We start from the raw sequence: 22,449 nt of genomic DNA, 5'->3' as shown, positions 1-22,449 counted from the left end.
GCCTGCCACTCGTCGGTCGATGGCATCCCGGGAACCGGCTGCGAACCGGGCGCATGCCACACTGGGGCATCACCACCCATGGCCGGTGTTTGATGGAAACACGCAATGGTTGATATGGGTTTCCTGTCCGCCAGCGAGTTGCGCTAATGGTTAACGAACGGTTTGCAGTATCTAGTTGCATGTCCCCGACCCATCGGCCGCTGCACAAGGCGGCGGCGGGACAATCGACACCGCACCGTTGCCGGCGGTTTTCGAGGATGCTGGGAGCGAAGACGGAACCCCTGTCGACTGCGCGGGCGTGATGGCCGGAGATCCAGGAGGCGGCGGAACGATCGGACCCACGGGAGTTGGCAGCACGGGCTGCGGTTCGGCCATGACCTGCCTTGGCGTTCGGGCGGTGCGGCGCGGTTGCTGTGCGGCGGGTGGCGATGTCACCGTCTCGAAGCGCGAAACCCCCACGGGGTAGATCGGCTGCCCGGGTTTGCCAAGCGAAGCCTCCGGCGGCGGCGGTTCGCCATAGGGGTTCCAGTTGCGCGTCTTGAAATAGGACGTGATCGTGTATCCGTACATGACCTCGAGCAGCTTCTGCTCCGGCTCGTTCTGGTCGCAGATGCGCAGGCGCACCTGGATCGAGCCCTTGTTGCCGATCCAGGTCTGGGTGACGCCCGTCGAACTGATACGCTGCCAGCCGTAGAGACATGTGTCGCCGGAGGCCGAGCGGCCCGCCGCATAACCAAACGGGCCGTATTTGTTCTGCACATAGTAAGGCGATGTCTGCATCCGGACACCCGGCAAGGCTTGCGGCATTTCGGAACCGATGTTGCCGAGAGGCAGATAGCCGTCGCGAAGCCGGCTCTCTCCGGCGGCGGCCGTGTCCACCGGTCCGAATATCTGCACCCGCAACATGTTCTGGCCGGGTGTGTGCGCCGATGTCGACAGCAGGATATCCTGCTGGGTAGCATTGGCGAACCGCCGCTCAAGCACCGCCGTGACGGCCGGACCGCCGGGTGCGGGCAGCGCGAACGCTGTCTCGGATGCGACGACGCTCGTTCCGGTGGAATGCACCAAGGGCGGCGGCTGGGCACAACCGGCAAGCACCAGCGCCAGTGCCAGGCCGACTGCCCCCGCAACGGATGCCACGCCAACGCACGACAGCCCAGCATCGCCATTTGGAGCGGCGGGCTCTCGTGAAAACGGGCGGATTGGGCGGGGCCCAGCAAAGTCCATGTCGGCGACGCTAAGAGATTCGCGCGAGTCGACGAAGTGCTAATAAGGAGAATCCGGACTTGCCCCCAAGTAAAGCTGGAGCTGAGTCAAAATTGCCACGGTCATGCCGTCAGATGACGAAGTGGACGGCACAGCGGCAAGCCGATCCGACCTGGAATCGATCTCGGATCAGAGATGCCGCTTTGAATCTAGAGATCGTGTGGTCTTCTCAAGCTTCCAACATCCCTAAATTTCAGAATTTCCGCAGACCGTGTCTGCCTTTTGGCCAGGGATGGCGGCGAGCCCCCTACCCCCAGCCAGCCGCGGCAGCAGAAAAATCTCCGCCCCCAGCGGCAATTCCTTCCCCCACGTATCCCGATAAATCACCCCGTCGATCGCCACCGCGATCCCCTTCTCGATCCACGGCTCAAACCCGGGATACTGTTCAGCCAGTTTCCTGAACAGCTCCCGGATGTCCTCGACCTTGCTCTTGCCGCCGGCGAGTTGGCCGAGCGCGCCCCGGAAGGTGACTTCCGCAGCGGCGACATCGAGGTCATGGTGTCGGACAAGAATCCCGTCTCACGCCTCTCCGGAATCCATCAGTGGCTTTCGGCCTCCCAGAATATAGGCGACGGACTCCAGGATAAGACCGTTGGTGTTCACGTCGGTGACCGCGATCTGCTTGCCTGTCTTCTCCGAAACGCCTGAGGAGAACCCCATGCCAGGCATCATGGCTTTGTCCCTGACAAGGTCTACGAGCATATTCGAGTAATCGCCGGGGCGAGAGGCAAGCCATAGATAAGCGCCCTTGGCGCTGACCAGGCGCAGTGAGCTGGCCAGCTTGGCTGCCTTCTCCGGTGCTGAAGTTTTGAGTGTGTCGACAGGGAAATCGCCGCCTTCGCCGGTCAGTTGATACCCCTGGTAGGTGAAATATGGTGGGCCGGCCATGGCGCATTCCGAGACGCATGTGGGAATGCCGGTTTCACGGTAGCGTTTGAGCTGGGCGGCAAAGAGAATGTCGGCCACAAGGCGCCCATGCGGCGAGCCACCCAGTTCGATTTCCTCCGTGACATGGGGTTCGGTTGCGATGCGCCCGCGACGCTGGATTTCGGCCAGCGCGAGGATGGCATCGTCCATGCTCTTTTGCGGATCACCAGCAGCAAAGACCGGCTTGATCTGTTCGCCCCACAGGCTGTAGCCACGACCGGCATAGCCGGCATAGCTGTTGGTATTCGCTGATGAGATTTGGCCTTTCTCGTTCACAACATGCATTTCGCCGTCTTTCAAGACTGGCTTGAAAGACCACTTGGACACCAGGTCGAAAATCGGGAAGGCGCCCGAGGTGGCGTTGTCCAGTATTTTGAGCGCCACCAGCAGACGCCCCGTGTCAGCGCTGTCGAACCCGTCACGCTGGTCGCCTTGCGCCCTCAGGGCTCGCTGGGCGTGCGGCAACAGCGCGCCGGCATAGCGGAAGCTCGTCTCGCCAAGGAAACTTATGATGCGGCTGATGGTCGTTTCGAATTCCGGCTGCTCGATGATGCCGAGACGCTGTGCCGACAACGTCGCCAGAATGTGCGTACCCACATCCCACATCGTCGTGAACGGGTAGCCTGCCTGCTTGCCGTATTCCATCCAGGAGGTGCCCGGAACCATGCCGTTGAAGTTTTTCGCGCCCCAATCGAAATAGGTCCAGGCCAATTCCGCATCCGCCTTGAGCTTGCCGTCATCCAGCGGATATCGCGCGGGCGATTTCCAATCGCGCACGGAAACATCGGCTCGGGCACTTTGGATCAGCTCAGCCTTTGGCAGCGGTGGGGCGACCGACCGGTAGTATTCTGCAAAGTTGACGAGCTTGGTGCCATGCTGACTTGAGAGATGGGCGAGCATGTCGAGCACCAGCGCGCGCTTTTCGGGCGTATTGGCCGTTTGGGGATGAATGCAGAACACCGCATCATTCTCGGTTCCGAAATAGTCCAGCACCTGCTCTTTGGTGAAATACGGAATGTCGCCAGACCAGTCCTTCTCGAATTTCATCGTATTCGAGACGTGCAATATACCGTGCCTGTCGACGCCGTTGAACCACCGCATGTTGCCTTTCTCCGCGCTGAATACGGGCGTGCCTGTGGCTACCAGCGCATCCAGCGTGTTGTCGTCGAAGGCATCGTTGGGCGGAATGTAGGAAGTGGGGAACACTCCGGTCGACCGATAGACCTCGCTTATGCCCGACCTGAGCAAGCCAAAGTCCTTTTGCAACGAGTTGCCGAGCAGCTCCTGCGGGGTATGATTCCAGCCATGCGCGGCGATGTCGTAGTGCTTCTCCGCCAACATCGCGCGTAGAAACGCCTTGACCTTGTCGTCGTCGGACAGGAGGCCGCTGCGGGTCGCCGGGATGATGGCGTCGGTGACGGGATAACCGGCTTCGATCAATCCATAGATGAAAGCCATGTGGTTCGGATCGGTGTCGCTGTCGATCCTGAGGTCGTCGACGCGAACGACGATCAGGCGACTGGTCTGCTTGCTCTGGGCATAGAGCTTCTTGGGCAAAATCCCTCGAACCTTGCCGGTCGAGATGACGCCTTGCACAGCTTGGGCGACGGTGGCCGCATAGCTGGCCAGTTCGCTGTCACCAAGGGCTGCGAGGGCAGCGTAGGGAATATCGACAAGGATCGGATTGTCGGCGGCAGCGAGGCCCGAAATGTTGGAGGCAAGCTCGACGGCATCCATCGGTCTGGCGCCGGCCGACTTCGGTTTGACCGAGGTGAGCGGCGAAGCAAAGACGTTCACCAAGCTGGTGTCCGTGCTCCAGTAGCCACCTGCATCGGGTTGCAGGCGGATATTGTCTTCAACGCCGCCCCGCAGTCGAAGAACCGACCGGACACCGGCGCTGCGCATCGCCGATGCGTCCTGGTGCGAAGCGAGCGGCGAATTTGTCGTCAGCGTCAGTGCCATGATGACGGCAGTCGACTTGTATCTCTGGTATTCGTTGGCGATGTAGCTGAACGCCGCTTGGATCTCGCCCGCCTGTCTGGCCTGGAAATACGGGTCTGGCGACGCGATTGTGTCGGTATGAGCGCCGAATTCGATGTCTTCCGGGCTTTGCAAAAGTGTTTTGCGCAGCCAGACCGCGATATCTGAACCATAGTCCAGTTTGTTGCCGACGCCATCGATCGGTGCGATCGAGACCAGAATTGGTAGTTTGCGGTTGACGAATGCATCTGTCAGCGCCGTAAGTCTTGCCGGTGTAGCGCTTTTGTCGACACCGCTTATGACCAGCACCAATGGGTTGGGCAATCTGACGGCGGCACGTGCATCGGAAATGCCTTTACCGGCCAACGCGACCAGCGGCATTGCCAAGCCACCCAGAAGCGCGGTGCGCCGGGTAATGTTCATATTTGCCTCCCGTCAGGAACGACTGCCGCATATCTTTCGGGACTGATCCAGCGACCGTCGGATTTTGCGGAGAACGATTTCACCATCGCGCGCAAGAAAAGAGCGGCGTCGAGAAGCCGGATGAACGGAAATGCCACGCCATAGACAAGCAGGCTTGGGCGGCACTCGATGACAGCGACGATGAACGTCAGCGCGTAATCGACAGCGAGGAACAAAACCAGCAGGCCAAGTGGAGAGACCGGATGCACTGCCAGTCCGGCAAGCGAAATGGCTGGTGTCTCGATACCGGTTGCGAGGTAGAGGATGGCAGCGAACGGCAGCGCCAGCGCAAACAGCGAGATGAGCATCAACTCCGCCAGCAGCCCGCCCAGCGAGAGCCAGAACCGGCCCGGCCAGACACCGTGGCGCCGCACTGTCTGCCAGAATCCGAGATACCAGCGCTGAACCTGCTTGCGATAATCGTTGAGATTGAATGGATCCTCGGACGAGCACCGTGCCTTTGGCGAGTATGCGACACGCCCCAACCGCTTGCGCTGGACCTCGAAGGTCATGTTGAAATCTTCGATCACCAGGCCGGGCGCGGTGATGTCGATGAGGCGCAAGGCGCTGGTACGATAGATGCTGGCGAAACCGGGCGCGATGTAGCTCACATTCGCCCATTTCCAGGACTGCCCATATTGGAAGGCCGTCTGCAAAATCCTGTAGAGCCGCGTCCGGTAAGCGGCGAAAATCATATCGGGATTCAGCCAGCGTTGTTTGCGCCAGCGTGATAGGACGTGGCCCGCAACCGCTGCAACCGATGGGTCGTCGAACAATGGCAGCGCGTGCCGGAAATAATGCCGGTCTATCTCGGAGTCCGCGTCCTGGATGAGCACGGCCTTGTAGCGGTCGCAAAGGCGGTAGTGCCGTATGGCGCGATCGATCGCTTTCGCCTTGCCGCCATTGGGCTGGATATCGAGCGCCCTGCAACCTGCCGCACGGGCAATGGCGACCGTGGCGTCTCGCGATCCATCGCTGGCAACATAGATTTGCCTGGCCGGAATGATCTCCTTCAGGGCCGCGATGCATTTCGGCAAGGCGACGGCCTCGTTATGCGCAGGAATGACCACCGCAACATCCGCCAGGCAGATGGCGGACACCCGGCCCGACACTTCGCGTGCTCCGATTTCGCTGACAAACCTGATGATGCCGACCATGCACCAGAACAGGATGTTGACGCCAAGTGACGCGCTGAGCACGACCATGACGACGTTGACGACAGTGATCTCGTTCATGTCAGAGCCGGAAGCCGTTCAGCGGCGCGGCTTGTCGAGGCCTGATGTGGTTCTGGAGGCCGCTTGGCGGGTCTGCCGCTAGCGGCCATTGAACGCGCCTGGATTGATGCCACCAGATCCCGATGGCTCTGGCGAATGCCGTCTGCCAGCGACACGCGCGGACGCCACCCCAACTCCCTTACCTTGGTTGTGTCGGGACAGCGGCCTCGATGATCGGCAATGAAGTGGTTTTCAAACGCGGCCCTGCCCGAAAGGCCGGTCGCCTGCTTCGCCAGATCAAACAATTCGCAAATGCTGATCTGCGTATCGCCGCCGATGTTGTAGACTTCGCCATTCCCGCCATTCTCCATGACGGTCATCAACCCATCGACCAGATCGTCGACGTGGAGGAATGTTCGGGTCTGAGCGCCGTCGCCATAGATCGGCACAGGCTTGCCTGCAATTAGCCGCGACAGCATCTGCGGGATGACGCGCTGGTCGTCGGGCGACATGGCCGGGCCGTAGGTATTGAAAATGCGAACGATGCGAACATCGATATTGTGCTTGCGGCCCCAGAAGCGTGTTAGCGCTTCGCCGAAGCGCTTGCCCTCTTCATAGGGGCTGCGGGGGCCGACCGGATCGACCTTGCCGACATAGCTCTCCGGCTGGGGAAAGACTTCGGGGTCGCCATAGGCCTCGGCGGTGCTGGCAAAGAGATAGCTGGCCTTCGAACGGCGAGCGACCTTGAGCAGGTTCAATGCGCCGACCGACGAAGCCATGAGCATTTCCTCACCGAGCAACGCAATGTTGGGGACGCCGGTCGGGCAGGCAAGGTTATAGATACGGCTATAGCGCCGGCGCAAAAGCCGGTTGCAGGATGCGGTATCCGCGATGTCGAGCTTGATGAAGCTGAAATTCGGATATCGTGCGAGGTCGGCGACATTGGCCTTGCGACCCGTCGACAGATTGTCGACGCAGTCCACCAAAGCACCAGCCTCAAGCAGCCGGCGTGCAAGGTTCGTTCCAACGAATCCGGCACCCCCTGCGATCAGGTACCTGACTTTCCCAGAGTATGTATGCATAAGGCGACAATCCTGCATTGAGTAGAAGGAAAGCCGCACCCCCTCATGTGCGCTTCACTGATTGAAAATAGCTTTTCCACAGCCAATGCAACTGATCGTTAACGATATGGCTAACGGTAGTGGTTAATTAATGCATTGTAATCATTGCATTTTTCAGAACATCATTTGTTATATGAGCCATTGCGCAACAAAGGTGTATTGTTTCGGCACACGTCCTCGGCTTGACATAACCATCTATCCATAGCAGCCGAAATCACTCGTTTCCCACCTCCTTGGCGCTTCCGGTGCGGAATTTGCCTGACAAACCCGGACTGGCACAAAGTTTGCGGGTGTCCCAAGGCGGGAGACGCAATTCTGCTTCTCTCAACTTGTTATGATTGCAGCGAGAATGGCCTCGCGTGCATCGCGGGAGGCGCACAGTGAACGTTCATTCGGACCAGACGCGAGGCGCGGTTCTTCTTTCGAGGCTGGAAAATCGATCGGCAACGATCGGTGTCGTCGGCCTTGGCTATGTTGGCCTGCCCCTGGTCGCCGCCACGGCGCATGCCGGCTTTAAGGTGATCGGCTTCGATGTCGACCGCACCAAGGTCGAGAAGTTGAAGACGGGTCGTTCCTATATCGGTGCGGTCAGCGACGAAGCGCTTCAGGCGATCATCTCGGCGGGATCTTTCATGCCGACATCTGACTTCGCCCGTTTTGCCGAGTGTGATGTCATTTCAATATGTGTTCCGACGCCGCTGACCAAGCAGCGCGAGCCCGACCTTTCCTTTGTCGAGAATACAACGCGCGCCATCGCTGCCTATCTACGCCGGGACCAGTTGATCGTACTGGAATCAACTACCTATCCCGGGACCACCGATGAAGTGATGAAACCCATCCTGGAAGCCGGCGGCTTGCGCTCCGGGCGCGACTTTTTCCTTGGTTACTCACCCGAGCGCGAAGATCCCGGCAGCGCCGGCTTCGACACCGCGACAATCCCCAAGGTCGTGGCGGGCGATGGCATGGTCGCGGCCAGGCTTGTCGCACAATTCTATGGGTCGATCGTGGACAAGGTTGTTCCTGTTTCGAGCATCAAGGTCGCAGAGGTGGTCAAGCTTACCGAAAACATTTTCCGCGCGGTGAACATCGCGCTGGTTAACGAGCTTAAGGTTATCTACGCCGCAATGGGCATCGATATCTGGGAAGTGATAGAGGCAGCCAAGACCAAACCCTTTGGCTATATGCCTTTCTATCCAGGCCCCGGACTTGGCGGCCACTGCATTCCGATCGACCCGTTCTACCTGACGTGGAAGTCGCGGGAATTCGAGGTGTCGACGAAATTCATCGAGCTTGCCGGCGAGATCAACGTTTCGATGCCACATTACGTCATGTCGAAACTGTCTGAAGCGCTCGACACACAATTGGGCCTGCCGCTTAGTCAGGCTTCAATTCTCATAGTCGGCGTCGCCTATAAGAAGAACGTTTCCGACGTGCGTGAAAGCCCAGCCCTCAAGCTTATCGAATTGCTGGAAACGCGGGCTGCCGACATCGCTTATCACGATCCGCACGTGGCGCGCATTCCCAAGACGCGCAAGCACCCCACGCTTGCCGGCAAGGACTGCATAAAGCTCAGCCGCGATTCAATCGGCGCCTACGATGCTGTCGTCATCGTGACCGATCACGACGACATTGACTACGGTCTGCTGGCCAACCATTCCCGGCTCATCATCGACACGCGCAATGCAATGCAGCGCAATGGCATTGTCTGCGACCGGGTGGTCAAGGCGTGAAATGCATTCAGCGCGGCGGGGCACTTTGCAGTGCCCGCACCACCGCGTCGAAGGCCGGTTTCGGCTGAAGCTGGTCGTCAAAAAGGGCAGGACGTGCCTTTCCAGATCGCCGCTTCTCGCGGGTCTGGCGGCGGACGATCCAATTGTCGAAGTCCGAGATGCCCCAGAACACGATCCGCTTGACCGCTCGCCGGTCCAAAACGGCCGTCAGGAATTCCTCATAATAGGCCGCGACTTCACGATCGCGAACCGCGATGTTGGCAGGCATGGTTGAGTTGTTCACGTCGAGCTCTGAAATGAAGACGTCGAAGCCGAGATCGGCCAGCCGGTCGATGAAGCGGATCGTGGACTTGGCGGAGGCCTTATGCACCGACGAGAGATGGCCCTGGATCCCGATAGAATCGAGCGGGCTGCCCATCGCCCGCAGTCCATCAAGCAGCCGCAGCATGTGATCTTGCTTGGCCAGTGACCAGTCAGTGCCGCATTCCAGATTATAGTCGTTGATGACGAGACGCGCCGAGGGCGCATTCTCCTTGGCGAGGTGCAAGCAGTAGTCGACGAACTGCAGTCCGAAGTTCCGGATCAGGAATTCGTCTCGCAATGGCTCGGCTTCTCCGACGATCTCGTTGAACACATCCCAGGACGCGGCCTGTGGATAGTGGTTCATGACATCATCTATGAAGACCCCATAGTCGCGCTTCACACGCTCAAAGCTTTTGCCTTGCGCCCAGGGAATTGGTTCCTCGTGCCAGAACAGCGTATGACCGTGGAATGCCATGCCGTTCGAAGTTGCAAAGCCTGCGATCGCATCACAGGGTTCAAAATTGTAGGCCGAGTTTCGGCGCGGTCGCAGAAATCGTGGTTTCAGGTGCCACTCCGGCACGATCAACCGGCAATGATGAGCAATCAGACGGCGATAACGCGTATCGACGCAGCCTGAAAAGGCGCAGCCAACCTCAAGCCCCGAGGCCTTGCCCAGCTCACTGAGGGAGGGCGACGGAGTCGCCTCCTGATTTGTGACCTCGACCATTCGCGAGCTGCAGCCTCCCCATTGCGCTTGATCGCCGCGTTAATCCGCAGCGGCGGCATGTGGGTCATGCGCACGCCGTCGACACCGCATTGGCGATCGACGTCAGCAGCGGCAGAACGACGCGACGCGCTTTTGAAGCGGTGTAATCTGCGCAGCCTGACCGTCACCGCGCAATCCGCTTCTCACCCACATGAGAACAGCAGGAGGTGGTGCCACCACTTGGTCGTCCCCCTCACCCCCCAGCCAGCCGCGGCAGCAAAAAAATCTCCGCCCCCTGCGGCAGCTCCTTGCTCCACGTATCGCGATAGATCGTCCCGTCGATCGCCACCGCGATGCCCTTCTCGATCCACGGCTCGAAGGCGGGATACTGTTCAGCCAGCTTCCTGAACAGCTCCCTGATATCCCTGGCCTCGACCTCGACCTTGCTCTTGCCACCGGCGAGCTGACCGAGCGCGCCCCAAAGGGTGACTTCGACCATTAGGGCAAGAACCTCAACACACCTTATCCCCGTTCCGCCTCGATCGCCGCCAGGATGCGTGGCGGCGACATCGGGATGTGGGTCATGCGCACTCCGGCCGCGTTCGAAACCGCGTTGGCGATCGCCGCCAGCGGCGGCACGATCGAGGTTTCGCCGACGCCGCGCACGCCATAGGGGTGGTTGGGGTTGGGGATTTCCAGGATCTGCGTGTCGATCATCGGCAGGTCGGAGCAGACCGGGATGCGGTAGTCAAGGAAGCCGGCGTTCTGCAGGCGGCCGTCCTTGCCGTAGATATACTCCTCGTTGAGCGCCCAGCCGATGCCTTGCGCGGCACCGCCCTGGTACTGGCCCTCGACATAGGTCGGGTGCACCGCCTTGCCGGCATCCTGCACCACCGTGTAGCGGATGACCCGGGTCGAGCCGGTCTCGGGGTCGACTTCGATGTCGCAGATATGGGTGGCGAAGGAGACGCCGGCGCCGTCGGCGACCAGCTCGCTGTGGCCGGCGATCGGCCCGCCGGTCTTGCCGGAGGCGGCCGCGATCTCCTTCAGCGAGAGCTTGCCGAGATTGCCGTGCTTGTCGCCCTTGGCGACCGCGTGGCCCTGTTCCCAGATCACGTCGTCGACGGAAATGTCCCACATCTGCGCGGCGCGCTCGCGCAGGATCTTGATCGCGTTGCGAGCAGCCGAGATGGTCGCCATGGAGGAGGAGAAGGTGCCGCGGCTGCCGTCGGTCATGTCGTTGTAGCCGAGGGAAGACGTGTCGGCGACAACAGCCTTGAGCTGGGCATAGTCGATGCCGAGCTCTTCCGCCGCCACCAGCGACAGCGAGGCGCGCGAGCCGCCCACGTCCACCGTGCCGACGGCCAGCGACACCGAGCCGTCCATGCCGATGTTAAGGTCCACGCAGGTCTGGCCGCCGAAATTGAACCAGAAGCCACAGGCCATGCCCCTGCCCTGGTTCTTGCCGAGCTTGGCCTTCATGTGCGGATGGTTCTTCGCCGCTTCCAGCGTCGGGCCGATGCCGATCGGGCCGTAGACCGGGCCGTAGGACGAGCGCGTTCCTTCCTGCGCGGCGTTCTTGATCCGGAAGTCGACCGGATCCATGCCGATCTGCTTGGCGAGTTCGTCGACGGCACTTTCCACCGCGAAGGCCGCCATGGGTGCCGATGGCGCGCGATAGGCCGCCGTCTTCGGCCGGTTGACCAGCACTTCGTAACCGACCGTCTCGACATTATCGAGCTTGTAGCAGGCGAACGCCGTCATGGCGCCGATCTCGGCCCAGGAGCCGGCATAGGGGCCGGCGCTGTAGCGCAGCGTCGCTTGCGCGGCGGTGATGGTGCCGTCCTTGCGGGCGCCGATCTTGACATCGATCGAGGTGGCGCTGGTCGGGCCCGAGGCGCGGAACACCTCGTCGCGGGTCATCACCAGCTTCACCGGGCGTCCGGCTTTGCGTGACAGAGCAAGCGCCACCGGCTCGGCCCAGACATGGGTCTTGCCGCCAAAACCGCCGCCGATCTCCGACGAGGTGACGCGCAGCTTCGAGGCTTCCATGCCCAGCAATTGGGCGCAGTGCTGGCGGTAGACGAAATGGCCCTGCGTGCAGACCCAGAGATCGGCGGTGCCGTCGGACGAGACGTTCGCCACGCAGGCATGCGGCTCGATATAGCCCTGATGCGTCTGCTCGGTCTTGAAGGACCGCTCGACGATAAAGTCGGCGTGCCCAAAGCCCTGATGGACATCGCCATGGCCGAACTGGCTGCGCTTGGTGACGTTGGAGGGTTTTACCGGCTTCTCCTCCAGCCCTTCGGTGAAGATCGTATCGTTTATCAGCGGCGCGTGGTGCTCCATCGCCAGGTCGACATCGGTGACATGCGGCAGGATCTCGTAGTCGACCTCGATCAGCTTCAGCGCTTGCCGCGCCGTGCGGGCATCGACGGCGGCGACAGCGGCCACCGCGTGGCCGTCATAGAGCGCCTTGGTGCGCGCCATGCAATTGTCGAGGACGTCATACATGGCGGCATCGCCGTCGGTGAGGTCAGGCAGGTCCTTGGCCGTGATCACCGCTTTCACGCCCGGCAGCTTTTCCGCCTTCGAGGTGTCGATCTTGCGGATTATCGCGTGCGCATGCGGGCTGCGCAGGACTCGGCCGACCAACTGGCCGGCCATGTTGAAGTCGGCGCCGTAGCGGGCGCGGCCGGTCACCTTGTCGACGCCATCGGGACGGACGGGGCGTGTGCCGACGGATGCGAATTTACGCCCGGAAAAACGCGGATCGAAATTCATCTTCAGGCTCCCTTCATCACATGTGCGGCGTCCTGGACGGCGCGCACGATCTTGTCGTAGCCGGTGCAGCGGCACAGGTTCCCCGCGAGCCCGAAGCGGATTTCCTCCTCGGTCGGGTCGGGGTTTTTGGCCAAAAGGTCCTTGGCCGCGATCAGGAAACCCGGCGTGCAGATGCCGCATTGCAGCGCTGCGTGCTCGAGGAACTTCTGCTGCAGCGTATGCAGCTGGTCGCCATGCGCCATGCCTTCGATGGTCTCGATGCGCCGGCCTTCGGCCTCGGCGCCCAGCACCAGGCACGAGCAGACCAGCCGGTCGTCGAGGATGATCGAGCAGGCGCCGCAATCGCCGGTGCCGCAGCCTTCCTTGGCGCCGGTCAGGCCGAGCCGGTCGCGCAGCACGTCGAGCAACGGCTCGTCGGGCTGGCAGAGATACTCGACATGGTCGCCGTTGATTGTGGTTGAAACCGCTATACCGGCCATCATTTGCCTCCTGCACGTGCGTAGGCGGTCAATGCGGCACGCCTGGCCAGCACACCCGCAACCTTGCGTCTGAAATCGATCGTACCGCGCTTGTCGTCGATCGGGCGGCAGGCGCCCGAGCAGACCTTGGCCAGCCGCTCGAGCGCTGATTCATCTAGTTTCCTGCCGATAAGGGCCTCTGCGGCTTCCTCGACCAGCAGCACGGTGGGGGCAGCCGCGCCCAGCGCCACGCGGGCCGCTGTGACGACGCCGTGCGCATCAATCGTCAAATTCACGCCGGCGCTGACCACGGCGATGTCCATCTCGGTGCGCGGAATGAACCGCAGATACGCATCCCCCGAATGCGGCGCTTGGCTATCGAGCAGGATCGCCTCGATGATCTCGCCCTTGGCGAGCGAGGTCTTGCCCGGCGCGATCGGCACGGCCTCCACGGCAATGGTGCGCTTGCCCGACGGCCCGGCAATCACGGCCCTGGCGCCGGCCGCGACCAAAGCCGGCACGCTGTCCGCCGCCGGCGAGGCATTGCAGAGGTTGCCGGTTATCGTACAACGGCCTTGCACCTGCTTCGAGCCGATCAGCTTGGCCGCCTCGACGACCCCAGGCCATGCCTTCTTGAGCGCCGCGTGCTCGCCCAGCACCGCGCAAGGCACGGCGGCACCAATGCTGAAGCCCTCGGCCGTTTCGCGGATTTCGCTCAAACCGGCGATCGACTTGATGTCGATGATCAGGTCGGGCTCGACAAAGCCGCCCTTCATCCTCACCAGCAGGTCACTGCCCCCGGCCAGAATGGCTGATATGCCGGCCGATCCGGCCAGTTGGCCAACGGCATCTTCGATTGAAAGCGGACGTATGTAACGCATCGTCTCCCCTTTAGGTCATGGCGATTTCGCCGACCGTTATAAACAATCACCTCATAAAGGCCACCCGCTTGCTGGGCCGAGGCGATTGGGCCAGCAGCAAAAAATCGAGTCCCAAAACAAGTTGAAGCGGGTTACGTCAGCGTGCGCCAGCCGGCCGGGTTCTCAAAAAATTTGAAAGCCCATGTCGGACTGGCCAAACCCCGTTCGTCCTTGGGGCATCGAACAGGCATTATGAAAGGATACAGAACATGCCCGGTACCGTACGTCTGCACCGCGTTCTCACCACCAGCCCGGAAAAGGTCTATCGCGCCTTCGTCGAAGCCGATGCGTTGGCCAAATGGCTGCCGCCGAACGGCTTCACCTGCACGGTCCACCAGTTCGAGGGCAAGGTCGGCGGCACGTTCAAGATGTCGTTTCGCAACTTCACCACCGGCGGCAGCCATGCCTTCGGCGGCGAATATCTCGAACTCGTTCCGGGCGAGCGCCTGCGCTACACTGACAGGTTCGACGACCCCAATCTGACCGGCGAGATCCAGGTGACGGTCATCTTGAAAAAAGTCCTGGTCGGCACCGAGATCGACATCACCCAGGCCGGCATTCCGGACGCCATCCCGGTCGAGGCCTGCTATCTCGGCTGGCAGGAATCGCTCCGGAACCTGGCGAAGCTCGTCGAGCCCGAGATCAATCAATAGGCGCCCCGCCCCAAGACAGAACCGCTATCTGACCTTGATGACGACCTTGCCCTTGGCGCGCCCTGTTTCGACGTAAGCCAGGGCCTCGTTGGTCGCTTCGAAGGGAAAGACCCGATCGACAACCGGCCGGATCGTTCCGGCTTCGACAAGCGAGGTGATCTTGCTCAGCTGATCACCTTGCGCCCACATGAAAAGGAACGAGAAGCTCACGCCACGACACCTGGCTTTGGCCCGAATGGCGCGGCTTAAGAAGCGCAGAACCAGCCTCAGCAGCGGATTAAGCCCTTTTTCCCTGGCAAACTCGGGATCCGGCGGCCCGGAGATGGAGATGAGCTTGCCGCCCGCCTTCAGCACTCCCAGGGATTTTTCAAGTGTCTTGGCGTCTTGGCTGTTCAAGACGACGTCGTAGCCGGACAGGACTTTCTCGAAATCGTCTTTCCTGTAGTCGACGACGACACCGGCACCGAGTCCCCTAACCAGATCGGCACTCGCCGCGCTCACCGTTGTCGCAACGGTCGCACCGAGGTGCTTTGCCAGCTGGATGGCGAATGTCCCCACTCCACCGGAGCCAGCCTGGATGAAGACTTTTTGGCCCTTCTTCAGCTTCGCCCTCTCGATAAGCGCTTGCCAGGCGGTCAGGCCGACCAGGGGAATGGAAGCCGCTTCTTCCATGCTGAGGTTTTTGGGCTTCAAGGCCACGTCAGCTTCATCCATGGCGATGAATTCCGCGAACGCCCCGATCCGACCGTCACGCGGCCGCGCATAGACATCGTCGCCAAGTTTGAACTTGTGGACTTTCGGTCCCACGCGGACAACCGTCCCGGCCACGTCGTGACCCAAGATGAAGGGCCGGCGATAGGGCAAGATGAGCTTGAACTCTCCGGTCTTGACCTTGGAATCGAGCAGGTTCACCCCCGCTGCATGGACCTCGACCAGGACATCGCTGTCGCCCAGTTCTGGCACAGGCATCTCGGCGAGCCGCAGAACGCCCTTCTTGTTGTATTTGTCGACGACGAATGCCTTCATGGCCGTGCCTTTCCAAAAGTGATTTTGGTGAACCGCATGGGCGTGGAATCTCCTCATCGTTGTTCAGACCGGCAGGCGAAACTGCTTGCGCAAGGTCCTGTCGAATAGCTCCGCGGGAGCGAAGCGGCGCAGCAGGCTGACCTGGCCTGCTGCCTTGCCGACGGTATAGCGCCGTCGCGGACGAGCATCGGTCGCCGCCTTGACGACCGCATCGGCCACCATTTCCGGCCGATCGGCCTTGGGCATCACGTCGGCAAGCAGCGCCTTGAACCCGGCTCGAGCCTGATCGTACTCCTTCAAGAGAGAATCCGGCTCGATGCCGTTCTGGTCGAAGACTGTACGCACAAATCCCGGCTCGATGACCGAGACGCGAATGTTGAAGGCACGCACCTCGTGGTCGAGCGATTCCGAATAGCCCTCGAGCGCGTGCTTGACCGCCGAGTAATGTGCCGAGTATGGCGCCGGTACCAATCCCAAAATCGAGCCGATGTTGACAATGCGCCCTTCGCCTTGCTGCCGCATTGACGGCAGCACCGCATTGGTCATGCGGATGACGCCAAACAGATTGACGTCGAACAGGGCCTGCACCTGTTCGATCGAGAACTCCTCGGCGCCGCCAAGCATGCCGATGCCGGCATTGTTGACCAGGAGATCGATCCGGCCGGTCTTTGAGAGCACCACCGAGACCAATGCGGCGACGGCCTCACCGTCGGTCACGTCGCAGACCAGCATGGTCACTCCGTCAGGCCCGTTGCTGCCCTTACGGCTCGTGCCGAAGACGGTAAACCCTGCCCGCACCAGCGCCTCGGCGCTGGCGCGGCCGATGCCCCCGGAAGCTCCTGTTACGACAGCGGTCTTTGCGGAATTCGTCTTCATTTCGCGCTCGAAAATCGTGAGGGCTGGCTTTTTCGCGCCCGTTGAATTACATTTATAATATCAAATTATGACCATAATGCAATGACGAAAGGGAATGGCAGCCATGCGCTACGAAAAGGGCCGGAAGGACGCCTCGCGAGGCCGGATCATGGAAGTCGCCGCCGACCGCTTTCGAAGCGACGGAATTGCCGCGTCCGGGCTTGCAAAGATCATGAGTGACGCCGGGCTGACGAACGGAGCCTTCTATCCGCATTTCGAATCCAAGGCGGAGCTCGTGCGTGAAAGCCTGGTGGCCGCCATGGAGCTCCAGTCGCAGCAACTGCGGGAAGTATTGGCTGCAGGTGGCCCCGAGATGGGCATAGCGGCGTATCTGTCGGCTGAGCACCGGGATAATCCGGGAACGGGCTGCGCCAACGCCGCGCTGCTGCCTGAACTCGCGCGGCAGCCACCTGAAACGCGCGAAGTCTACACCGAACGCTTGCTGGTTTTGGTGCACCAGTTGTCCGCAGCGCTTCCGCAGAGCAGGGATCCGGAAGGCGTTGCCATGGGTGTCTTTGCGACGCTCTTCGGTGCGCTTCAGCTGGCCCGCGCGGTGAACGGAACGGAATTATCGGATCGCATCCTCGAGGCCGGCAAAGACGCGGCGCGCAAGCTGATCCAGCAGCGGGGCGCTTGACTGGGCAACGCCGCGCGTGAATCCTCGTCCAGCCAAAGGGAGGAGTTCCATGCGACGTTTGCTGATTGCACTTTCCACTTTGATGATGGTCTCGCCGGCCGGCGCCAAGACCATCTACTACGGCAACAAGGTGGGAATGGAACTCACCATCGTCAAAAAGACCGGCATCGGCTCCACCCACGCCAGCATCCTGGCCAAACACGACAGGCAGAAGGCGAGGATCTACTGCCGCGAATATGGCCATGATTTCTCGCAGGCGTGCATTGACGCGGAAATGAAGGCGCCGCTGCATTTCGAGATCACGGCCAACTGCAAGACCGGCACATTCACCAATTTCTACGGCGCCAACATGCTGTTCCAGGGCCGCAACAAGGGCACCGATGTAACGACGGATTACCTGATTACCGATACGGATGAGAAAGTCGTGCTCGATGGCTCCGGTGCCTCGTCATACGATGTGACGCTGGACCAGTTCAAAGCGCTCTGCCCTAATCGCGTACGCTAGCAGCGTTTGCGACACTGCACCGATCGGAGCAAACGGAGACGCAAACGCGTGACCCTCACCAACCGGGATATCATCGAGATCACCGAATGGCGGCGCAAGCTGCACCGGCAGCCGGAAATCTCCAATGAGGAGGAGAGGACGGCAAAGGAGGTCGTCTCCTTCCTCGCCGACACTGGCCCGGACCGAGTGCTGACCGGCCTCGGCGGGCACGGCGTCGCGGCCATCTACGACAGCGGCAAGGCCGGACCGACCGTGCTGTTCCGCTCGGAACTCGATGCGCTGCCGATCGAGGAACTGTCAGGCGTGCCTCATGCCTCGCAAGTGCCGGGCAAGTCGCATATGTGCGGCCATGACGGGCACACCGCGATCCTGGCAGCCCTTGGCCGCCAGCTCGGCCGCGAGCGGCCGGCCAGCGGCCGCGTCGTACTGATGTTCCAGCCGGCGGAAGAAACCGGCAATGGCGCGGCCGGCGTCGTCGCCGATCCGCGCTATGGCGAGATCGCGCCGGATTTCGCCTTCTCGCTGCACAATCTGCCCGGCGTGCCGTTCGGCGAGGTCAGGGTCAAGCCCGGCGTCGTCAATTGCGCCTCGCGCGGCATGCGCATCGTGCTGGAGGGCAAGACCGCCCATTCCTCCATGCCCGAGACCGGCGTCTCGCCCATGCTGGCGATCTCAGAGCTGATGCCAGCGCTGCCCGCGCTCGGCCGCGCCACCTTCGCCGACGACGATTTTTCGATGGTCACCGTCACCCATGCCGAGATGGGCGAGGCCGTGTTCGGAATCGCGCCCGCGCATGCGCAGGTCTGGGCGACGCTGCGCACACGCCGTGACGAGAACATGGCCGATCTCTGCGCTCGGGCCGAAGCACTCGTCACCGAGATTGCCGGCCGGCATCGCCTCTCCGCCCGCTGGGATTATCACGAGATCTTCGTCGCCAGCGTCAACGCGGCGGATGCGGTGGAACATCTGCAACGCGCGCTCGACGAAGAAGGCGTCGTGCATGGCGAGGAAGCCTTGCCGATGCGCGCCTCGGAGGATTTCGGCCTGTTCGGCCACAGTGCCAAATCGGCGATGTTCTTCCTCGGCGCCGGCGAGCGGCACCCGGCGCTCCACAATCCGGACTATGATTTTCCCGACGATCTGATCCCGATCGGCTCGAAGATCTTCATGCGCACGGCACGCAATCTGCTGGGGTGAGTCCGTCTGCTGGCGAAGGCCCGGAAACCGCGTCAGCCCACGGATCTGAGGAAGGGGCGTTTCTGGACGCCCCGCTTTGACTGGTAATTGGCGGCGGGAACGGGACGGCCGACGCGAAAGCCCTGGATCTTGTCGATGCCGAACGCGCGCATGAGCGCGATCTGCTCGTCGGTTTCTACCCCTTCGACCAGGATCTTGTGGCCGCGATTGCGCACCAGGGCGATGATGTCCTGCAGCATGGCCATGCCCTTGGGAGTACCGCAATCGTGCAGGAACGAGCGGTCGATCTTGACCGTATCGAAATCGATCAGGCGCAGCCACGACAGGCCGGCAAAGCCGGTGCCGAAATCATCGAGCCATATCCTGATGCCCAGCAGCTTCAGGTCGCTGATGCAGCGCAGAATGTCCGAGTGCATCTCCATCTCGAGGCCTTCGGTGATTTCAAAGGCCAGCCGGTTGCCGGTCACGCCGGTCTCGCCCAGAATGGTGGCGACGGACGCTGCGAAACCCGGCGTCTTGAGCTGGATCGGCGAGACGTTGACGCTGACGGTACGGACGTGATCGTCCACCAGCAACTCGGCGCAGACGGTGCGTATGGCCCAGCGCCCGAGCTCCAGGATCGCGCCGGTCCGTTCCGCTACGGGAATGAACAGGCTCGGCGGAACCAGCGTGCCGTCCAGCATCTTGAGGCGCATCAGCGCCTCCACGGCCTCGACCCGGCCCGAGCTGACATCCTGGATCGGCTGATAGACGAGTGAAACCAGGTCCTGCGCGATCGCGATCTTCAGCAAGGCGGCAAGGTTCTCGCTCTCGTCGCTGCTCTGCGGATCGGTCGGGTCGAACAGGCGGGCACAATTGCGGCCACTGGCCTTTGCCAGGTAAAGCGCGCGGTCGGCCTCGTGGATGATCTTCTCCAGCTTGGCGCCGGTCTGCTTCCGGGTGAATGCGGCGCCCACGCTCGCCGTCACGATCGAGATACCGTCTCGCCGCAGTTCGTGCGTCAGTGCCAGGTTCTCCACCGTGCGGCAAATGGCTTCGGCGAGCTCCGCGACCTGGTCCTTCTTGTCCATGCGCGCGAGCACGATGAACTCTTCACCGCCATAGCGCCCGATCGAGCCATTGTAATCCTTGATCAGATCGCTCAGCGCATTGGCGACATGGATCAGGCAACGGTCGCCTTCCTGATGGCCGTAGCAGTCGTTGAACTTCTTGAAGAAATCCACGTCGATGAGGATCGCCGCGAAACCGTTGCCAAGCTTTTGCCAGTCACTCCAGTAATCGCGCAGCTTCTCGTCGATCGCCCGCCGGTTCTCCAGGCCTGTCAGCGGATCCGTCCGCGACAATCTCAAGAGGGCCTTGCCGCGTTCGGTGGCCTCCTTGTGCTGGATCTTGGCTTCGAGCGCGTTCAGGAAGACGTTGTAGCGCTCTTCGTTCAGCTTCCAGTTCACATAGGAGGTGAAGGTGAAGCATGAAACGTAGAACGTTCCAAACACCATTTTGTACGTCATCGACGCCGGCACGAAATAGTTCACCACATACAAGATGCACAATATGATCGTCGACGTGATGATCGAGACCTTGAAGCTGAACGTAAAAAACAGATTGGCGCTCATCATGAAGATGGTGCCGAAAACCATGTAGTAGGCGACGCTTTCCCTGTCCGCGCCCATGGAGGCCGGGTACAACCAGCCGATATAACCGAAGATGATGGCCGCGGCGCAGGTCACGTCAAGCCATTTGGTGGCGGCTCCCCGGCGAAGCTGTGCTTCCAGGATCAGCAATGCGCTCAGTCCGACCGCGAAGCGCGCCGTGATTGTATAGGCCGCCACGTCGGGTATCAGCATCAGATCCGACACCGAAAACAGCACATAGATGGCAACGGCGATCCAGAGCCCGGGCCTGGCGTCTTTCCTTCGCTTTGCCTGGGCTTCCGTATGGTACAGGATGCGGAGCTCGTCGGCCGCCAATTCATGGCGCGGATCGTAGGGCCGCACATCCATCGTATCGGCCAGTCTGGATGAGGCGCGTTCGTTCACAAGCCCATGTGTCAGGCCGTTTTGCGCTTCGAACTCTTTTCCAGTTTCTGCCCCCAATGCAGGACGACTCCTTGGGTCACGGCACGATTAGCCGCGCAGTAAAATGCAATGGCGCAAGACAAGTTTGCGTTAACTCGACCCCCGAATCTTATCTGCAAGACCTCTAATGAGCCGGGATGGTTAACCAGAAATTAATCATACCGCTAAATTGCGCTGGAACCCACATTGGCAAACCATGCATTCTACGCAATAAGTTAACTGTCTGTTAACTATGGAGCGATGTGGTGCAAACTGTCTTTGATGGCAAGAGTTTGATCACTGCCGAGATAATCGCCGGTAGCCTCCATCGAAAGCCCGAATCTCATGGCGAAGCGTTCGAGATCGCCCGCGCCGAGCTGGCGCTCATCCTGCATTCGACCCAGCAGCAGGTCGAGCAGCAGAAATTCCCCGCCGAGATCGTTCGCCGCCTGCTGTCGCTGCTCAACGCGTTGCGTGACAAGGTTCACCCCGATGTCTGGCAGGCCCTGATCCCGGTGGCGCAGAACCACCCGCTGCAGAAGTACTTTCTCGAGGATCCGCTGACGCACTGGTCGTTCACCAAGCCGAGGGGCTATTCCGGTGACGCGGAGCTCCTCGACTACATCTATTGCGACCCGCACGTGGCCGAGAGCGTGGCCAACGCCTCCGAGATCGGCAAGGCGCTTTACAGCCATACCCAGAACGTCCCGTCCTGCGTGGCGGCCCGCGAACGCCGCGATCTCCTGACCCGCTATGTCGATGAGGCAGCAGCCAAGAACGGCCCCGATACGGAAGTGCTGGCGATCGCGGCCGGGCATCTGCGCGAAGCCAACCGCTCCGTCGCGCTGGCCGAAGGCCGCCTCAAGCGCTGGGTCGCGCTCGACCAGGACCCGCAGAGCGTCGGCCTGATCGCGCGCGACTTCCAGGGCACCGCGGTCGAGGCCATCGACGGCTCGGTGCGGACCGTGCTGACCCGAGGCCACAAGCTCGGCAAGTTCGACCTGATCTACGCCTCCGGCCTCTACGACTACCTCCAGCACAACGTCGCCGTGAAGCTGACCAAGACCTGCCTGCAGATGCTGAAGCCGAACGGCACGTTCCTGTTCGCCAACTACGCCGAAGGCACCCCTGACGCCGGCTACCGCGAAACCTTCATGGACTGGGTGCTGCTGCTGCGCACGGAAGTCGACATGTGGAACATCATCAACGCCAGCGTCGACCGCAACGCGGTCGAGGCAAAGGTGTATTTCGGCGAGAACCGCAATGTGCTGTACGCGGCGATTAAGAAGCGGGGGTAGATCAGGCGGCGCCAACAGCCGACGAGCACTCGAAGTGCATTCACCCTAGAGCGGGTCACTGTTTCCCGGAAACGGTGACCCGCTCTAACTCCTTGTTTTGACGCAATTCCCAAGGGAAAAACCGTTCACACTTTTTCTGGAATTGCTCTAGCGGACACCCTGGGAGCACGGGGCACGTCAAGCGGAGCGATACCGTCGTCGGCCAACCGGTATCTTCTCGATCTGATGTCGAGCCTATGCTGGCGCCGACTAAGCGCATAGGGCTTTCATGAACGCTTCGAGGCGTTTCTCGG

The 22,449-nt window shown here is 61.2% G+C and carries 18 protein-coding genes; 6 read left to right on the top strand and 12 right to left on the bottom strand.

The features are described 5' to 3' along the window. Positions 1-171: 171 nt before the first annotated feature. The 4 genes from bcsN to ACZYHG_RS15790 all read right to left on the bottom strand — a co-directional run bounded on the left by bcsN (position 172) and on the right by ACZYHG_RS15790 (position 6,931). Positions 172-1,140 (bottom strand): cellulose biosynthesis protein BcsN, encoded by a 969-nt coding sequence (gene bcsN, locus ACZYHG_RS15805; protein ID WP_464614597.1) that lies wholly within the window; start codon positions 1,138-1,140, stop codon positions 172-174. A 645-nt stretch (positions 1,141-1,785) separates the two neighbouring features. Next, positions 1,786-4,596 carry a DUF3131 domain-containing protein gene (locus tag ACZYHG_RS15800; RefSeq protein ID WP_464614596.1) on the bottom strand — a complete coding sequence of 937 codons (2,811 nt, stop codon included), beginning with the start codon at positions 4,594-4,596 and terminating at the stop codon, positions 1,786-1,788. After that, positions 4,593-5,870, bottom strand: a complete 1,278-nt coding sequence (locus ACZYHG_RS15795; RefSeq protein WP_464614595.1) for a glycosyltransferase family 2 protein — start codon at positions 5,868-5,870, stop codon at positions 4,593-4,595. The genes ACZYHG_RS15800 and ACZYHG_RS15795 overlap by 4 nt, the downstream gene beginning before the upstream one ends. Continuing rightward, complete coding sequence (locus ACZYHG_RS15790; RefSeq protein ID WP_464614594.1) at positions 5,867-6,931, bottom strand: NAD-dependent epimerase/dehydratase family protein; 1,065 nt, start codon at positions 6,929-6,931, stop codon at positions 5,867-5,869. The genes ACZYHG_RS15795 and ACZYHG_RS15790 overlap by 4 nt, the downstream gene beginning before the upstream one ends. A gap of 419 nt (positions 6,932-7,350) precedes the next feature. Between ACZYHG_RS15790 and ACZYHG_RS15785 the strand changes: the two genes are divergently transcribed. After that, positions 7,351-8,700, top strand: coding sequence for a nucleotide sugar dehydrogenase (locus tag ACZYHG_RS15785; RefSeq protein ID WP_464614593.1), 1,350 nt, complete (start codon positions 7,351-7,353; stop codon positions 8,698-8,700). A 7-nt stretch (positions 8,701-8,707) separates the two neighbouring features. Here ACZYHG_RS15785 and ACZYHG_RS15780 read toward each other — a convergent pair whose 3' ends face one another. The 5 genes from ACZYHG_RS15780 to ACZYHG_RS15760 all read right to left on the bottom strand — a co-directional run bounded on the left by ACZYHG_RS15780 (position 8,708) and on the right by ACZYHG_RS15760 (position 13,832). Further along, complete coding sequence (locus ACZYHG_RS15780; protein WP_464614592.1) at positions 8,708-9,730, bottom strand: endo-1,4-beta-xylanase; 1,023 nt, start codon at positions 9,728-9,730, stop codon at positions 8,708-8,710. Positions 9,731-9,962: 232 nt separating this feature from the next. After that, on the bottom strand, positions 9,963-10,208 hold the full coding sequence (locus ACZYHG_RS15775) for a MoaD/ThiS family protein (RefSeq protein WP_464614591.1): 246 nt from the start codon (positions 10,206-10,208) through the stop codon (positions 9,963-9,965). Between the two features lie 23 nt (positions 10,209-10,231). Then, a complete protein-coding gene (locus ACZYHG_RS15770) occupies positions 10,232-12,493 on the bottom strand; it encodes a xanthine dehydrogenase family protein molybdopterin-binding subunit (RefSeq protein ID WP_464614590.1) in 2,262 nt (753 codons plus the stop codon). A gap of 2 nt (positions 12,494-12,495) precedes the next feature. Continuing rightward, on the bottom strand, positions 12,496-12,972 hold the full coding sequence (locus tag ACZYHG_RS15765) for a (2Fe-2S)-binding protein (protein ID WP_464614589.1): 477 nt from the start codon (positions 12,970-12,972) through the stop codon (positions 12,496-12,498). Continuing rightward, the gene (locus ACZYHG_RS15760) at positions 12,972-13,832 is read right to left on the bottom strand and encodes an FAD binding domain-containing protein (protein ID WP_464614588.1); all 861 of its coding nucleotides are present in this window, start codon (positions 13,830-13,832) and stop codon (positions 12,972-12,974) included. Before ACZYHG_RS15760 ends, ACZYHG_RS15765 begins: the two co-directional genes overlap by 1 nt. 248 nt (positions 13,833-14,080) lie before the next feature. On the opposite strand from ACZYHG_RS15760, the gene ACZYHG_RS15755 reads away from it, so the two are divergent. After that, entirely contained in the window at positions 14,081-14,524 is a 444-nt protein-coding gene (locus ACZYHG_RS15755; protein ID WP_464614587.1) for an SRPBCC family protein, read from the top strand. Positions 14,525-14,548: 24 nt separating this feature from the next. Here ACZYHG_RS15755 and ACZYHG_RS15750 read toward each other — a convergent pair whose 3' ends face one another. After that, on the bottom strand, positions 14,549-15,550 hold the full coding sequence (locus tag ACZYHG_RS15750) for an NADP-dependent oxidoreductase (protein WP_464614586.1): 1,002 nt from the start codon (positions 15,548-15,550) through the stop codon (positions 14,549-14,551). 63 nt (positions 15,551-15,613) lie between these two features. Beyond that, entirely contained in the window at positions 15,614-16,426 is an 813-nt protein-coding gene (locus tag ACZYHG_RS15745; protein ID WP_464614585.1) for an oxidoreductase, read from the bottom strand. Between the two features lie 103 nt (positions 16,427-16,529). On the opposite strand from ACZYHG_RS15745, the gene ACZYHG_RS15740 reads away from it, so the two are divergent. Genes ACZYHG_RS15740 through ACZYHG_RS15730 form a run of 3 tightly spaced genes read left to right on the top strand, consistent with a single transcriptional unit; the run spans position 16,530 to position 18,804 of the window. After that, positions 16,530-17,102 (top strand): TetR/AcrR family transcriptional regulator, encoded by a 573-nt coding sequence (locus ACZYHG_RS15740; RefSeq protein WP_464614584.1) that lies wholly within the window; start codon positions 16,530-16,532, stop codon positions 17,100-17,102. Between the two features lie 49 nt (positions 17,103-17,151). Further along, positions 17,152-17,607, top strand: coding sequence for a hypothetical protein (locus ACZYHG_RS15735; protein WP_464614583.1), 456 nt, complete (start codon positions 17,152-17,154; stop codon positions 17,605-17,607). Between the two features lie 48 nt (positions 17,608-17,655). Further along, the gene (locus ACZYHG_RS15730) at positions 17,656-18,804 is read left to right on the top strand and encodes an amidohydrolase (protein ID WP_464614582.1); all 1,149 of its coding nucleotides are present in this window, start codon (positions 17,656-17,658) and stop codon (positions 18,802-18,804) included. Between the two features lie 32 nt (positions 18,805-18,836). Here ACZYHG_RS15730 and ACZYHG_RS15725 read toward each other — a convergent pair whose 3' ends face one another. Then, positions 18,837-20,804: a putative bifunctional diguanylate cyclase/phosphodiesterase gene (locus ACZYHG_RS15725; RefSeq protein ID WP_464614699.1), complete on the bottom strand. Its 1,968-nt coding sequence runs from the start codon at positions 20,802-20,804 to the stop codon at positions 18,837-18,839. 320 nt (positions 20,805-21,124) lie between these two features. Between ACZYHG_RS15725 and ACZYHG_RS15720 the strand changes: the two genes are divergently transcribed. Next, the gene (locus ACZYHG_RS15720; RefSeq protein ID WP_464614581.1) at positions 21,125-22,156 is read left to right on the top strand and encodes a class I SAM-dependent methyltransferase; all 1,032 of its coding nucleotides are present in this window, start codon (positions 21,125-21,127) and stop codon (positions 22,154-22,156) included. Positions 22,157-22,449 lie beyond the last annotated feature (293 nt).

Source organism: Mesorhizobium subarcticum, from assembly GCF_055456085.1.
This window is presented reverse-complemented; position numbering and strand designations above follow the sequence as displayed.